Raw genomic sequence first — 14881 nt, forward strand, 5'->3', positions numbered from 1 at the left:
CTGCCCGGCCGCCGCGCCCGTGGCGCCGCCGAACAGCGCGGGGCCGCCGCGCCCCGCCGCGCTCAGGCACCCCGAAGCGCGGCCCGGGCGTGGCGTTGCTAGTGTTCAGCGTCGTAGTACGTCCCTGATCGAAGGTCTGAGAGAGAAGAGACTCATGTCGGGTGGGAGCCACGCCGGACGGCCCAAGTCGTGGGCCGCGGTGGCGGTGATCTTCATCGGTTTCATCGTCGGCGGGGTCGCGCTCGCCATGGGGCCGAACTGGCCCGTGTTCTTCGTCGGCGCGGGCATCGTGGTGCTCGGCGGCATCATCGCCTTCGCCGTGGACATCATGAGCGACGTGGTCGTCGACGACGGCAGCCGCTGACCGGCCGCCGTACGGGACTGCGCCGACCGGCCCCGGCCGCGCGGCACGTGCGCCGCCCCCGTCCTCCCGCCTCGCGGGCAGGGCGGGGGCGGTCGCGTTGTCCGCCCCGTCCGGGCGCGCTCCCGGTCCGGCGGGCGGAGGGCGAGGTCCACACCGCCGGCCGTGCGGCACGGCGGCGGATCCCGTTTTCATCGGCGCCGGAAGGGTAGCCGTCCCGGTGAGGTCCGCCGAGGAGAGCGGCTGGTTGATGCCGCATCACCCGCCATCTCCACCGATGCGTAACCTCTGAGCAATGTTTCGTTACTTTTCCGTTCTCGAGGTGACGGGCCGATGATCGACCGGTCCGATACCGAGCCGGGCGGCCCCTTCGGGCACCCGGCTCTGTTCTACCGCGACGACGGCGAGTGCCTGCGGGGTACGGTGCCGTTCGTCCGCGCCGGGCTGGAGGCCGGCGAGCCCGTGGCCGTCGCCGTGCCCGGACCGCGGCTGGACGCCGTACGCGCCTGCCTGGGCGCCGCCGCGGCCGAGGTGGAGTGGATCGACATGGCCGTCGCGGGCCGCAACCCGGGCCGGATCATCCCGGGCGTGCTGTGCGCGTTCGCCGACCGGCACCGCACCGCCCGCGTCCGCATCATCGGCGAGCCCGTCTGGGCGGGCCGCACGCCCGTCGAGTACCCGGCCTGCGTCCAGCACGAGGCGCTGATCAACCTGGCGTTCGCGAACCGGCGGGCCGCCGTCCTGTGCCCGTACGACGTCTCGGCCCTGGACGCGCGGGTCATCGCCGACGCGTGCGCCACCCACCCGACGGTGATCGACCGGGACGGGGAGCGCCGCAGCCCCCACTACGCCCCCCGCACCGCCTTGGAACGGTACAACCGTCCGCTGCCCGCCCCGCCGCCCGGCACCGCGCCGGAGGAGTTCCGCTACGACATCGGCTCCCTGCCGCGCCTGCGGGAGTTCGCCTACACCCGCGGCGCCGCACTGGGCCTCGACGACCGCCGCGCGGGCGACCTGGAACTGGCGATCAACGAACTGGGCGCCAACTCGATCGTCCACGCCGGCGGCAAGGGCGTCCTGCGCATCTGGCCGGAGGACGGCCACGTGGTCGGAGAGGTGCGCGACGACGGCCGGTTCACCGACCCTCTGGCGGGCCGGCTGCCCGCGGGCCTGAGCACCGACGGCGGCCGCGGCCTGCTGATGGTCAACCACCTCGCCGACCTGGTCCGCCTCCACACCACCCCCGAAGGCACCGCCATCCGCGTCTACATGCGCCTGTGACCCGGGCCCTGCGGGCTCCGGCGCTCCCGGCTACGGGTGACTCCTCTCGCGGGGCGGGCCCGCGAACGGAAGCCCCGGGATGCCGGGGCGGCGCCGCCCCGGCAGCGGACCGGACAGCGGCCGGTAGGCGACGCCCATGGCGTCCAGGCGCGCGTAGTGGGCGGCGTCCATGCGGCGCCGGAAGTTTTCGAAGTCGCGCTCGTCCGGGGCGGGCAGGTCCGACCAGGCCACCTCGGCGAACGCGGCCAGACGCGGGAAGAGCCGGTAGTCGACGCGCTGCTGGGAGTCGGCGGCCTCGGTCCACATGTCGGCCTGGGCGCCGATGATCCGGGCGGCGTGCTCGGTGCCGGCCAGCTCGGGCGGCCCGGGCTCGAAGCGGTACACGTCCCGCAGCGTGCGGACCCAGCCGAACGGCACCGGCTCGTCGTCCCCGCCGGCCTGCCAGTGGTCCAGGTAGACCTCCTGCATCGGGCACATCACCACGTCGCGGCCGGCCCGGGCCGCCATGACGCCGCCCGCGTACCCCTGCCAGGATGCCACGGCCGCCCCCTCGGCCAGGCCGCCCTCCAGGACCTCGTCCCAGCCGATGAGGCGCCGCCCCCGTTCGGCGAGCCAGCGGTCGAAGTGGCGGATGAACCACGACTGCAGCTCCGCCTTGTCCCGCAGGCCCTCGGCGCGGATGCGGGCCTGCGCGGTCGCCGACGCCCGCCACTGGTCCTTGGGGCGCTCGTCGCCGCCGATGTGCACGAACCGGCTCGGGAAGATCTCCAGCACCTCGGTCAGGACGTCCTCGTAGAAGCGCGGGACCTGGTCGGCGGGCGCGAGGACGTGGGGGCTGACGCCCCAGCCGGTCGCCACCTCCAGGCGCGCGGTGTCGACGACGTCGGTGTTGCCCAGTTCGGGGTAGGCGGCGATGGCGGCCTGCGAGTGGCCGGGCATCTCGATCTCCGGGACGACGGTGATGTGCCGCGCGGCGGCGTAGGCGACGATCTCGCGCAGGTCGTCCTGGGTGCAGAAGCCGCCGTGCGGCCGTTCGTCCCACACCGGCGGGTCGCCCCGGCCCAGCCTGGTGCGCCGCCGCCAGGCCCCCACCTCGGTGAGCCTGGGCCGGCTTCTGATCTCCACGCGCCAGCCCTGGTCGTCGGTCAGGTGCAGGTGAAGCACGTTCAGCTTGTGGGCGGCCATCAGGTCGAGGTAGCGCAGGACGCCGTCCTTGGGCATGAAGTGGCGCGCCACGTCCAGCAGCAGACCGCGCCAGGCGAAGCGCGGCTCGTCCTCGATCGTCGGATACGGCAGGGTGCGCGGCGCCGGGCGGATCGGCGCACGGCGGTACGCGTCCGGGCCCAGCAGCTGACGCAGGGTCTGCCGCCCCCAGAAGACCCCCGCCTCGTCGCCACCCGTGATCGTCGCTCCGTCCGGCCCGACCGTCAGCCGGTATCCCTCGGACGGCAGCGCCGGATCGACGGCCACCCGCGGCTCACCGCCGAAGGGCCCCGTCTCACCGGTCATCCGCAGCCGACGTGGAAGGGGAACGAGATGAACGTCCACCACCAGAGCATGAATGCCCCACCCTTCCCCGCGCCACCCCGCGGACATGAAGCGCACGCCACACCCACTGGCCCCCGCTGGGCAAAGCAGGCCCGTCCTCATTCACCAGACGACAAGCCCCGACGCCAAACGGCCCCACGCACAGCGGCACGCATCCACCCCTCCAGCACCTGACGCAGGGTCCGATGCCGACCTCACGAGGCACCGCCGCACCGTCACGAACCAACGGGCGGTGGCCAACCAGCCACCCGCGGCAGACCGGCCAGACGCCTGCCGTCCGAAGCGACCACAGCCGCCAGCCCTCGCGACGACAACCAGCATCAACGCAGCCGCTCACGCTGCGGCGACTCGGCGCGGCGGGGATACAGGCAGGCCCCCGCGGTCGGCGCCGGCATCGGACGCCCGGTCGCAATGCGGGGGCCGGACCTGCAACTGCGACCGGCCACCCCCAGCGGACCGGCCAGCGGTGCGGGACCGGTCAGCGGACGGGAACGCAGGCAGTACTCACACCGACTGCAGCCGCCGAAGCTGCGACGACCGCCAGTGTCGGCAGCGGCCGCTCATGCTGCGGCGGCTCGGCGCGGAGAAACCCGCCGACAGCCGAGGCCGACGCCGGCACCGTGCACTGGCCGTGACGGGCAGCTCAACCGCAGCGCGGAGCAACCGCCCCACCGCAACAGACCGACCAGCCCCGGCGGACCAGGCAGCCTTGGCGGACGGTCAGCGAACGCAGGAAAGCAAGAGCCGAAACGAGCGCAGCCGCCAGAAACCACGACGACCACCAGCCTCGTCAGCGGCGGACGCAGTGCAGCGGCTCCGCATGGCGGAGGGGCCGGCAGGCCACCGAGGGCGGCGCCGGCACCGGACGCTCGACCGCAACGAGCAGCCCGGCCCCGACGCGGGCCGACCGGCCCGCCACAGCGGACCGGCAGCCGTGGCGGGCCGTCAGCGGGCGAAGGCGAAGGCCGCGCCTGAGGCGATCGCGGCCGCCAGGACCGCGACGATCACCAGGGTGGGCAGCGGTTGTTTGCGCTGCGGCCGCTCGGCGCGGCGGACGGGCCGGTGAGCTGCCGGCGGCGGGGGCGGCGACGGGCGCCGGGTTGCGGCGGGCGGCTCGGACGCGGGGCGGGCCGCCCGCGGTGTCGCAGACGGCGTCGGTCGGGCGGCCGGCGGTGATGCGCGCGGCGGCCTGGGGACCGGCGTCGGTGTCGCCGTCGGTGTGGGTGCCGTCGGCGGCGGGGGTGCCGCCGTCGACCGCGGCGGCGGCCGCCGGGTGGGTGAGGGCTTCGGCGGCGGTGGTTCGGGGGGTTCGGGCGGCTCCGGCGGCTCGGGTTTCGGCGGCTTGGGCGGTTGCGGAGGCTCGGCGGGCGGAGGGCACGGCCAGGTGCCGATGCCGGCCTGCACGGTCAGGCCGCCGAGCTGAAGGCAGACGCCCAGGCCGGGCGGGTCGTGCGGCGGATGCGGATGCCGGACCCGCGCCGCCACGGGGAGGGTGACCACGGCCTCGGCGGTCTGGGCCGGGGCCCAGCGGCCATGGTGACGTGCCGGGACGGCGGCGCGTTCGTCGGTGCGGGCCGGGCGGGCGTCGGCGGTGCACGTCAGGGCCGCCAGGGCTCCGGCCAGCAGCAGCGCGGCGGCGCGCACGGTCAGCTGCCTCCCGAGATGCGGTCCAGTTCGGGCAGCAGCTCGGTGAAGGCGTCGGGGCCCACCGCCAGACCGCCGGTGAAGGCGTGCTGGATGTCGATCGTCAGGTAGACGCCCAGGCCGAGCATCGCCGCCATCAGCGCCAGCGGCACGATGGTCATGCCGCGCGGGCGGGCGCCGGCCAGGAACGGGAACAGCACGACGGCGATGCCGGTGCCCACCGTGGTGACCAGCAGGCCGGGCGGCGGGGCGGCCTTGGCGTCCATGGCGCGCTGGCGGCGCGCGGCGGTGATCTCCTCGAGCCGGTCGGTGACGGCGTCGCGGTCGTCCGCGGCCCGGTCGTCGGCGGCGGGCAGCGCCATGACCTCGCGCCGCAGGGACTCCAGGCGCCGCCAGCCCTCCGGGCTGAGCCGCCCGTCGGCCATCATCCGCCACTCGCGGCCCCGCACCAGGTCGACGTATTCACGCAGCCCGGCCTGCACGCGCGCGGCCTCCGAGGCGGGCAGCCGGGTGGCGGCCCAGTAGGCCTCGGCGATCGCCTGGCTCTCGGTGTAGGTGTTGGCGCGGGCGGCGTCGCTGGTGGTCCACGGCACGACGATGGCGATGGCGAAGGCCAGCAGGAACAGCGCCGACAGCATCGCCCCGGTGTGCCCGCCGGTGGGGCCGTCGGGCTGGGCGTCGTCGGTGACCCGGTCAAGCCGCCGGAACAGCAGTGCCGCGATCACCACCACGCCGATCGCGCAGATCCCGGCCGCGAAATAGAAGAGCATCCCCGTCTCCCACCGTGTACCCCCCGAACCGATTCATGACCTTGCGTGAAACTCCTATCACCGTCGGTAGGGGGAAGGTGAGATGCCGGAGCGCGGTCAATGACTGGCGGGACGGAAAGGAATTTATGTGCCTTGAGTTACAGGAGGGCTGGGGAGGGGCGACGACCGGCGCGAATGGACCGCCCCCGAACGGGTACACCGGAGCGTCCGGAACAAGCGGGGGATCAGGAGCGGATCATGAGGGGACGCGAGGACACCCGGGCGGCCGGGGCCACCGCCACCGCGGAGGCGACCGCCGCGGAGAAGCAGACGACGACGCCGGCCGACGCGCCGGAGCCCAGGCAGATGGCGGGCTCCCCCGGCGAGCCGCGCGGGCAGCGTCCGGAGGAGTTCAGCCCGGACGACTTCGAGTGATCCGTGCCGCCGGCCCGCGAGCTCATGGGCACGCCGGCGGTCCACCCCCGGCGGACCCGTTCCGCAAACGGCGATTAGTCACGTCTGAATCCTGACAACAGTAGGGAACAACTGTAAGGAGCAGGTCACTTCACGCCGCTGACCTGCGGAGTTATGGTCATAGTCCCTCTCCTCACCCAGGGGTTTCGGCCTCTCGCCCCCGGCCGCGGCCCCGTAGCGATCCCTGACGAGAGGGACCGAGGCCGCCGGGCCCCAAGGGAAAGCCACTCCCCTTGCACCGCCCCGGGCCCGGCTGCCTCCCGACTCGGTCGCGTGTTCCGTGCCGCGCGAAACGGGGGCGCAAGGGATGAACGAAACGCCCGGCGAGAGGGACCGGGGCGCCGAGGGGTTCCGGCTGGACGTGCTGCTGAGCGCGCTGCCCACGCCGAACGGGGCGGTGCCGCTGGCGCTGCTGGACGACCCCGACCGCACGCCCGCTCCCGGATCGCACGGCCGGGAGCCGACGGGCGCGCTGGTGGCCGCGTGTCTGCGGGGCGGTCTCGGCCTCGCCACGGACGCACCCGACCTGCACGTGCCGCTGGCCCCCGGGTGGAGCGCGACGCTCGACCGCGACGGCACGTTCACCGTCCGGTCCCCGCTCGACCCTCCCGGGCGGCCGTTCTGCCGCGCCGAGAACGTCCGCACGCCGCCGGGGTGGGCCGAGCGGGCCGCGGTCCTGGGCTACGTCATGGTGCTCGCCGGAACGATCGGCGTCGCGGGCGGCCGGAACGACTTCGAGGAGCGGCTGCGCGGGGCCGCCGCCGAGGGGACGCTCGCGGCCGGGATCGTGCCGTACCGTCCCGGCTCCTGATCCCCGCCCGCCGCATAGGGAGGGGCGTTATACGGACGGGCGTTCACTGCCCGCCGGAGGCCAGCAGCCGCTCGAACGGGACCGGGTCCTCGTACGGGTCGGCGTCCCCGGCGCCCCGGCGGTCCCGCGCCGGCGGACGGGCGGCGACCAGCGACGCCAGTTCGCCCCCGGCCCGGGCGACGCGCTCGGTCAGCCCGTCGGCGCCGCCGGCCCCCGCGGACCCCCAGTCCTCCGAGGCGGCGTAGACGGCGGTCGGCGCGGCCACGGCCCGCATGTAGGCGAACATCGGCCGGACGGCGTGCTCCAGCACCAGCGAGTGGCGCGCCGTGCCGCCGGTGGCGCCGATCAGCACCGGCACGCCCTCCAGCGATCCGCGCTCCAGCAGGTCGAAGAACATCTTGAACAGGCCGCTGAAGGAGGCGTTGAAGACGGGCGTGACCGCGACCAGGCCGTCGGCGCCGGTCACCGTCTCCACGGCGTCGCGCAGCGCGCCGGCCGTGAAGCCGGTGAGCGTGGCGTCCACCATCTGGCGCGCGTGGTCGCGCAGTTCCACCGTGACGACCTCGGTGTCGGCGCCGAGGTCGCGCAGGGCGGCGGTCGCGGCGGCGGCGAGCCGGTCCGCCAGCAGCCGTGTCGACGACGGCTGCCCCAGCCCGGCCGAGACCACCGCGATGGTCCGCCCGGCGGCCGGCTGCGCCGTCATCGCGCGGCCTCCGCCTCGCCGGCCTTCGCGCGGGCCGCGGCGACGAGGGACGCGTGCGTGGGCGCCTCGGGGACGTGCGCGGGACGCAGCGCGGCGAACTCCTTGCGCAGCACCGGGACGACCTCCTCCCCCAGGATGTCCAGCTGCTCCAGGACGGTCTTGAGCGGCAGGCCCGCGTGGTCCATCAGGAACAGCTGCCGCTGGTAGTCGCCGAAGTGCTCGCGGAACTCCAGGGTCCGGTCGATCACCTGCTGCGGGCTGCCGACGGTGAGCGGCGTCTGGGCCATGAACTCCTCCAGCGACGGCCCGTGCCCGTACACCGGGGCGTTGTCGAAGTAGGGCCGGAACTCGCGGACGGCGTCCTGGGAGTTCTTGCGCATGAACACCTGGCCGCCCAGGCCGACGATCGCCTGGTCGGCGCTGCCGTGCCCGTAGTGCTCGTAGCGCCGCCGGTACAGGCCGATCAGCCGCTGGAAGTGCTCTTTGGGCCAGAAGATGTTGTTGGCGAAGAAGCCGTCGCCGTAGTAGGCGGCCTGCTCGGCGATCTCCGGGCTGCGGATGGAGCCGTGCCAGACGAACGGCGGAACCCCGTCCAGCGGGCGCGGGGTGGAGGTGAAGCCCTGCAGCGGCGTGCGGTGGCGCCCCTGCCAGTCCACCACGTCCTCGCGCCACAGCCGGTGCAGCAGGTGGTAGTTCTCGATCGCCAGCGAGATGCCGTCGCGGATGTCCTTGCCGAACCACGGGTACACGGGCGCGGTGTTGCCGCGGCCCAGCATCAGGTCGACGCGGCCGTCGGCCAGGTGCTGGAGCATCGCGTAGTCCTCGGCGATCTTCACCGGGTCGTTGGTGGTGATCAGCGTGGTGGCGGTCGACAGGATCAGCCGCTCCGTGCGCGCGGCGATGTACCCGAGCATCGTGGTCGGGGACGACGGGACGAACGGCGGGTTGTGGTGCTCGCCGGTGGCGAACACGTCCAGGCCGACCTCCTCGGCCTTCAAGGCGATCGTCACCATCGCCTTGATCCGCTCGCGCTCGGTCGGCGTCCGGCCGTTGGTGGGGTCGGGCGTGACGTCGCCGACGCTGAAGATCCCGAACTGCATGCCCCGGCCTCTCAGACTTATAGAACTTTCAACTATCCTACCGCGCGCACGGCGCGCCCTCTTCATGATCCCAAGGCGGCCGGCAGGCCGCTGAACCGGCGAGCGCCCCGGGCGCGTACCAGTGGACGAGCGGCATGACCGACCGGGGAGGTCGCCGCCACGCTGGAAGGGGGTGGCCGGGTGGGCGCGCCGGACGGCGGCCGTCCACCCGGCCCGCCGCCCCGGCAGCGGTAGTCGCATCGCACGCAGCCGGACGGGGCGCACGCCGGCCGCTCCAGGGCCGGACATGACGCGCGCCGCCCGCGGGCCGGGGCGGGTCAGGCGTCGGCGAGCACGGCCTGGATCTCCAGCCCGACGGCGATGGAGTCGCCGAGGACGACCTTGTCGCCCTGCAGCGGGATGTTGAACTCGATGCCGAAGTCGCTGCGGCTGATGGAGGTGGTGGCGGTGAACCCGGCGCGGGTGCCGCCCCACGGGTCGCTCGACATGCCGTGGTACTCGGTGAGCAGCCGCACCGGCCGCGTGACGCCCCTGATGGTCAGGTCGCCGTCGACGTGGTAGCGCGGGAGGCGCGCCCGCCGTCCGACCTGCGCCCGCTCGGCGCGGGTGCTGACGAACGTCATGGACGGATAGGTCTCGACGTCCAGGATGTCGGCCGACCGCACGTGCGCGTCCCGCTCGGCGTTGCGGGTGTCCACGGACGCCAGCGCGATCTCGGCGACGGCGGTCGAGGCGAGCGGGTCCTCGGCGACCAGGATCTCGCCGCTGAACTCGGCGAAGCTGCCGCGGACGGTGGTCATGAGGTGGCGGACCGCGAAGGTCACCTCCGAGTGCGCCGGATCGATGGCCCACCTCCCGGCGACCAGGTCCGGCGCTTCCGTCGCTTGAACCACAAATCCCCCTAAATGCGACAAAGCAGTCGGAGCACGTGAATGTACCGCAAGCGCCGGGAACTCGCCCGCGCCCGGCCCCGCGAACGCCCTGCTCAGCGCCCCGGCGGCGGGGAGGAACCGCCGCCTCGGTGACCGGCGGCCGCACGGGGGAATGACCCCGGGGTGATCGGCGAACACGTGCTGGCCGGGTTCACCCCGGACGCCGGCGGCCGCGAGGCCCTGCAGCTGGCCCGCGGGGTCGTGGCGCGCACCGGCGGACGGCTCACCGTGGCCGCCGTCCACCCGCCCGGCCGCCCCGCCGCCGCCGGCGAGGCCCTCGCGCTCCTGGAACAGGCCGCGGCGCTGCTGGACGACCAGCCCGCCGAGTTCGCCGCCCACGAGAGCCGGGGCGTGGCACGCGGGCTGTCGGTCCTGGCCAGCAGGGCCGGCGCCGACCTCATCGTCGTCGGGTCCCCCGCCGGGGGCGCGCACGGCCGCATCGCGGTCGGCAGCACCGCCGACCACCTGCTGCACTCGGCCACGGAGGCGGTGATGCTGGCCCCCGCCGGATACGAGCGCCGCGGGGAACTCGAGCGCATCACCGTCGCCTACGTCCGCCGCCCCCAGTGCGACGAGGCGGTCGTCCGGGCCGCCCAGGCCGCCGCCGCCCTCGGCATCCCGCTGCGGCTGCTCACCCTCGCCGTCGACGGCGACGACGCCGAACGGCTCCGCGACGACCTGGCCCTGGCGATCCGGCTGGCGCGCGACTCCTCCGGCCTGGCCGCCGAGGCGGTCGAGGCCGAGCTGGGCGAGGGGGACGACATCGCCGACGCCCTGCACGACGCCGGCTGGAGCGACGCCGAGCTGCTGGTCTGCGCCAGCAGCGAGGACGCGGCGGCGCACCGCGTCTTCCTCGGCGAGAACGCGCTGAAGGTGCTGCGCGCCGCGCCGTGCCCCGTGGCGGTGCTCCCGAGGGGCTACACCTGATCCGATTCCGCCCGGTCGGGGGCGCTTGGTCCGGATAACCCGTTTCCCCGCCGCCGCTTGTCCATTCCTCTTTACCTTCGCTACATTCCATCGAGACCAACACGTGACCTTGAAGCCCGGTGTTGGATGTCGACCGGGTCGGGGGCGTGCGTTCCGGCCCGTCAGCCGGCCGGACCGGCGGCACAGGGAGCGTCATGGACCCCATCGGCAAGAAGCTGCTCGAGATCGCCAGGGACGAGCTCGGATACACCGAGAAGGGCGACGGCTACACCAAGTACGGCGACTGGTACGCCGAGAACGTCGAGGACGGCGACGCCTACTTCAAGACCGCACCCTGGTGCGACATGTTCCTGGCCTGGGCGGCGGACAAGGCCGGCGTCGCCGAGCAGGCGGGGCGGTTCGCCGCCACCGTCAAGCACGCCGAGTGGTTCCGCGAGCACGGCGCCTGGACCACCGAGCCCGAGCCGGGCGCCCTGGTGTTCTTCGACTGGAGCGGCTCCAAGGACATCGACCAGATCGACCACGTCGGCCTGGTGGAGAAGGTGGACGGCCAGACCCTCCACACCATCGAGGCCAACGCCGACGGCTACAAGCTCACCCGCAAGGTCCGCGGCATGGACGCCGTCGTCGGCTTCGGCCTCCCCGGCAAGGTGAAGATCGAGAAGAAGTACACCCCTAAGCACGCCGCTCCCCCGCCGTCCGTCGAGGAGCTCAACGGCGCCCCGGCCACGGCCGGCGCGGAGACGCGCAAGCAGGAGCCGTCCTCTCCCGACCACCACCTCCCGGCCCAGGACACGGTGCTCGGCGGCGTCCTGGCCTTCGTGCTGTGCGGCACCCTGGCCCTGGCCGCCGGACGCGCCGCGGCCGCCAAGGCGCCCTCGTCGCCCCCCGTGCGGTTCCGCAAGCGCGGCAAGCACCACCGCCCGGCCGCCCCGGTCGCCCTCCCGCCCGACCTCACCCCCGCCGACCTGGACGCCGCCGACGCCGGCACCACCGTGATGCCGGCGCTGTCGGCGGCCGCCGCCCAGGAGGCCGAGGACCGCGAGTTCTGGGGCCGCATCGCCCACCTGCGCGAGGACGAGGAGCTCTCCTTCTGGAGCGCCCTGCACGCGGAGCTGTCCCGCGGCGACGAGTACGCAAGCACTCGGAGTTTCCGCTAAAGTAATCACTGCGCCCCGGGGGAAGCCCCCCGGAAAGGCAGGCGGACGTGGCTCAGTTGGTAGAGCATCACCTTGCCAAGGTGAGGGTCGCGGGTTCGAATCCCGTCGTCCGCTCTGAGAGGCCCTGTATGCGGCTGGGCTGAACTCCCCGGTGGAGTGGCCGAGAGGCGAGGCAACGGCCTGCAAAGCCGTGTACACGGGTTCGAATCCCGTCTCCACCTCAACCCCCGTGTCGAGGTAGGCGCGGGCTCGGGCGATTAGCTCAGTGGGAGAGCGCTACCTTGACACGGTAGAGGTCACTGGTTCAATCCCAGTATCGCCCACCATGCCTGGCCGCAGGCCCCGGGCCTGTCTCCCGTCACCGACGAGCACTGGGCGGTGACGTTCCCCCTCCCCCTCATCGGCTCGTCCGCTCCCCGTCAGCGCATGACGGTCTCTCCCGGTTCCGGCAGGGCGCGATCGGCCGCCGCGCTCGCCGCCGTCGACGCCCTGATCGACTCCCTCCGCCCCTGTCCGCGAGCGCGGCTCCGCCGGCGCCCCGGGAATGCCGTTGGGCCCGGTGCTCGGCGAGCACCGGGCCCAACGGCCTGTCGGCCGCCGGTTCAGGCCGACCGGTCTCGGGCCACGGCGCCTTCCAGCCGGTCGGCGAACTCCGCCCACGCGCGGGCGCACTCGTCGGCCGCCCGGGCCACCCCCTCCGCGCAGTGCGCCGGAACCTCTTGGACGATCCTGTCCCACTGCTCGGCGCTGATCGTGTGCACCGCGAGCAGCCGCAGCAGCGCCCGCCCGGCCTCGTTGAACCGCAGCGCCGGATCCGCCCTGAGGCGCTCGACCGCCATGAGGCGGTCCCGCACCGGGAGGTGGTCGATCCGCGCCCCCGGCCCGGCGGCCCCGGCCGGCCTCGCGCCCCCCGCACCGGCCGGTTTCACCCCCACGGCGCCGACCGGCTCGGGTTTCGGGGCGTCGGGCCGGGCGGGGGCGGTGCGCTTGCGGCGGCGCCGGGAGGGCAGCGGGTCCTCGCCGCGCCGCAGCCGGTTGCGGACGTCGCGCGCCGTCTCCGGCGAGATGCCCGCCGCCCGGGCGATCTGCCGCAGCGACAGGCTCGGGTCGGCGAGGATGAGCTCGCCGGCCCGCCGCCGCCCCTCGGTCGCGTCGACCGGCCGGATCCGCCCGTCCCGGCCGATCCGGATCCGCTCCGCCGAGCCCGCCGCGCTCCGGCGGCGGATGTCGGCGACGGTGGCGGGCGCGAGCCCGGTGACGGACGCGATCAGCCGGTCCGACCACTGGGGATGCGAGGCGATGACACGGGCGGCCGCGCGTTTGCGGTCCGCCGCCGTCAGCGGCAGTCCGTGCGCGATGTTCGACTTGACGGCCAGCGCGAACGCGTGGGCCTCGTCGCCCTCGTAGAACCGGACGTCGATCGTGGGCCGGCCGCGCATCCGCGCGGCCAGCAGCCGGTGCCTGCCGTCGATCACCCGCATCGTCGCCCGGTGCACGATGATGGGCGGCAGCGGATGCGGTGTCTCGGCCAGCGCCGCCACATGCTCGGGGACCACTCCGGAGCACCGCGGCGAGTCGTCCATCGCCAGCGCGTCCACCGCGACCGTCTCGACCGTCTGCCGGACGGTGTCCCACCGGCTCGAATTCCACGTCTGCGAAGAATTGCGGGAGCCGCCTTGCGGCGCGGCGAGAGACAACCGAATTGCATTCACCATGAAAATCCCCTATCCCCCGGGCAGATTTGTACAAGAAGCAACAAATGACCTATCTGAATACCGGAAGCTAACACCGGGATCTCCGGGCGAGGACCCCTAAACCCCCCCTATCGCCGGTCCGGCGGCCGGCGATGCCGTCCCCCTATCCGCCGCTTTCCGGCTAGGGGACGCCCGCGGCCGAGTCCAGCCGGGCCGGCAGTTCGGAGCGGCGGCGCACGTCGAGTTTGCGGTAGACCCTGGTCAGGTGCTGCTCCACCGTGCTGGTGGTGATGTAGAGCCGGGCGGCGATCTGGCGGTTGGTGTGCCCGCGGGCGGCCAGCGCCGCGACCCGCAGCTCGGCGTCGCTGAGGCCCGCGGGGTTGCGCGCCCCGTCCCGCGGGACGGGCATGGCGCCGGCCGGCGCGCCCGCGGCCCCGTCGGCGGCGGCGCCCCCGATCTCGTGCATCAGCCGCCGGGCCCGGCGGGACAGGCCGCGCCCGGCGGACTCGTCGCCGAGATCGCGGCGGGCCCGGCCGAGGTCCTCCAGGGCGCGGGCGTACTCGAGGCGGTCTCCGCGCTCCTCCAGGATCATCACCGCCTCCTCCAGCGGGCCGAGGCGGTACCGGGGGGACAGCGCCGCGGCCAGCACGCGCAGGGTGACGCCGCGCGTCCCGGTGGGCGCGGGGCCGACCCGGGCCAGCTGCTCCTGGGCGAGGTCGCGGGCGCGCCGCCGGTTCCCCAGCGACAGGTGGACGCGGGCGGCGTCGGTGCGCCAGGGCACCAGCGCGGGCAGGTCGACCCCCCACCGGGCCATGAGGTCGCCGACGGCGTGGAAGTCGTCGAGCGCGGCGTAGGGGCGGCCGGCGGCGGCGTGATGGTGCCCGCGGGCCCACACGTAGAGCAGTCCGGCGACGGTGTCGAACGCCGCGTCCGGCACCCGCACGGCCAGGTACCGCGCGGCCTGGCCGGGGCGTCCCGACACGCCGCCGGTGTAGAGCAGCACGGCCAGCGGCAGCGCGACGGCGACGCCCCACCCCTCGGGCGGGACGAGGGCGAGCGCGGCGGCGGCCCGCTCCTGCGCCTCGGCCGGCCGGCCGCGCCTCATGTCGACGAACGCGCCGACCGCCGTGATCAGCGCCTGCCAGATCGCCACCCCGTGGCCGGCGGCGGTGCGGGCCAGCGTGCCGCACCAGAAGGCCGCCCGGTCCAGCCGGTCGGCCAGCGCCAGCGACACCAGCGCCGTGATGATCGCCATCAGCTCGCCGTCCGGGAGGCGGGCGCTCTGCAGGATGCGTTCCGCGCGGACCGCCACCTCCTCGTCCGGGGCGCCGCCGAGCACCGCGCGGGCCAGCGCGGCCGCGCGGCGGGCGCAGCCGGCCCTCGGCGGCGGGCGGTCGTCCGAGCCGTCCTCGGCGCCGCCGCGGCCGGCCGGCGCCAGCCCCGGGAAGCCGCAGGAAAGTCGGAGGCCAAGCGGTCTTAGGAAGACAACATCACTCA

The 14881-nt window shown here is 74.6% G+C and carries 13 protein-coding genes and 3 tRNA genes; 9 read left to right on the plus strand and 7 right to left on the minus strand.

Translation table 11 applies throughout. The annotated features are described in order from the left end of the window. Positions 1 to 154: 154 nt before the first annotated feature. Together ABD879_RS29065 and ABD879_RS29070 are read left to right on the plus strand one after the other, a co-directional pair. Positions 155 to 364, plus strand: coding sequence for an HGxxPAAW family protein (locus ABD879_RS29065; RefSeq protein ID WP_345024884.1), 210 nt, complete (start codon positions 155 to 157; stop codon positions 362 to 364). A gap of 330 nt (positions 365 to 694) precedes the next feature. Continuing rightward, positions 695 to 1642, plus strand: coding sequence for an anti-sigma factor RsbA family regulatory protein (locus ABD879_RS29070; RefSeq protein WP_345024885.1), 948 nt, complete (start codon positions 695 to 697; stop codon positions 1640 to 1642). 30 nt (positions 1643 to 1672) lie between these two features. On the opposite strand, the gene ABD879_RS29075 is transcribed toward ABD879_RS29070, so the two are convergent. The 3 genes from ABD879_RS29075 to ABD879_RS29085 all read right to left on the minus strand — a co-directional run bounded on the left by ABD879_RS29075 (position 1673) and on the right by ABD879_RS29085 (position 5604). Beyond that, entirely contained in the window at positions 1673 to 3151 is a 1479-nt protein-coding gene (locus ABD879_RS29075; RefSeq protein WP_345024886.1) for a beta-N-acetylhexosaminidase, read from the minus strand. Positions 3152 to 4135: 984 nt separating this feature from the next. Continuing rightward, complete coding sequence (locus tag ABD879_RS29080; protein ID WP_345024887.1) at positions 4136 to 4834, minus strand: hypothetical protein; 699 nt, start codon at positions 4832 to 4834, stop codon at positions 4136 to 4138. A gap of 2 nt (positions 4835 to 4836) precedes the next feature. Further along, positions 4837 to 5604, minus strand: a complete 768-nt coding sequence (locus ABD879_RS29085) for a bestrophin-like domain (protein ID WP_345024889.1) — start codon at positions 5602 to 5604, stop codon at positions 4837 to 4839. Between the two features lie 237 nt (positions 5605 to 5841). On the opposite strand from ABD879_RS29085, the gene ABD879_RS29090 reads away from it, so the two are divergent. Then, complete coding sequence (locus ABD879_RS29090) at positions 5842 to 6018, plus strand: hypothetical protein (protein WP_345024891.1); 177 nt, start codon at positions 5842 to 5844, stop codon at positions 6016 to 6018. 346 nt (positions 6019 to 6364) lie between these two features. Then, positions 6365 to 6868, plus strand: coding sequence for a hypothetical protein (locus tag ABD879_RS29095; protein ID WP_345024892.1), 504 nt, complete (start codon positions 6365 to 6367; stop codon positions 6866 to 6868). A gap of 43 nt (positions 6869 to 6911) precedes the next feature. Here the strand turns inward: ABD879_RS29095 and ABD879_RS29100 are convergent, their stop codons facing one another. The 3 genes from ABD879_RS29100 to ABD879_RS29110 form a co-directional block, all read right to left on the minus strand. Beyond that, positions 6912 to 7571 carry a CE1759 family FMN reductase gene (locus ABD879_RS29100; protein WP_345024893.1) on the minus strand — a complete coding sequence of 220 codons (660 nt, stop codon included), beginning with the start codon at positions 7569 to 7571 and terminating at the stop codon, positions 6912 to 6914. Then, positions 7568 to 8671, minus strand: coding sequence for an LLM class flavin-dependent oxidoreductase (locus ABD879_RS29105; protein WP_345024894.1), 1104 nt, complete (start codon positions 8669 to 8671; stop codon positions 7568 to 7570). The genes ABD879_RS29100 and ABD879_RS29105 overlap by 4 nt, the downstream gene beginning before the upstream one ends. A gap of 317 nt (positions 8672 to 8988) precedes the next feature. Next, positions 8989 to 9564: a YceI family protein gene (locus ABD879_RS29110; protein WP_345024895.1), complete on the minus strand. Its 576-nt coding sequence runs from the start codon at positions 9562 to 9564 to the stop codon at positions 8989 to 8991. A gap of 162 nt (positions 9565 to 9726) precedes the next feature. Here ABD879_RS29110 and ABD879_RS29115 point away from each other — a divergent pair, with 162 nt between their 5' ends. The 5 genes from ABD879_RS29115 to ABD879_RS29135 all read left to right on the plus strand — a co-directional run bounded on the left by ABD879_RS29115 (position 9727) and on the right by ABD879_RS29135 (position 12016). Then, on the plus strand, positions 9727 to 10530 hold the full coding sequence (locus tag ABD879_RS29115; RefSeq protein ID WP_345024896.1) for a universal stress protein: 804 nt from the start codon (positions 9727 to 9729) through the stop codon (positions 10528 to 10530). Positions 10531 to 10724: 194 nt separating this feature from the next. Further along, a complete protein-coding gene (locus tag ABD879_RS29120; RefSeq protein WP_345024898.1) occupies positions 10725 to 11690 on the plus strand; it encodes a CHAP domain-containing protein in 966 nt (321 codons plus the stop codon). 41 nt (positions 11691 to 11731) lie between these two features. Continuing rightward, a tRNA-Gly gene (locus tag ABD879_RS29125) sits at positions 11732 to 11804 on the plus strand. A gap of 36 nt (positions 11805 to 11840) precedes the next feature. Then, a tRNA-Cys gene (locus ABD879_RS29130) sits at positions 11841 to 11911 on the plus strand. A 30-nt stretch (positions 11912 to 11941) separates the two neighbouring features. Beyond that, a tRNA-Val gene (locus tag ABD879_RS29135) sits at positions 11942 to 12016 on the plus strand. Positions 12017 to 12292: 276 nt separating this feature from the next. On the opposite strand, the gene ABD879_RS29140 is transcribed toward ABD879_RS29135, so the two are convergent. After that, a complete protein-coding gene (locus ABD879_RS29140) occupies positions 12293 to 13405 on the minus strand; it encodes a ParB/RepB/Spo0J family partition protein (RefSeq protein ID WP_345024900.1) in 1113 nt (370 codons plus the stop codon). Between the last annotated feature and the right edge of the window lie 1476 nt (positions 13406 to 14881).

The organism is Actinomadura keratinilytica, from assembly GCF_039539665.1.
GTDB lineage: Bacteria > Actinomycetota > Actinomycetes > Streptosporangiales > Streptosporangiaceae > Spirillospora > Spirillospora keratinilytica.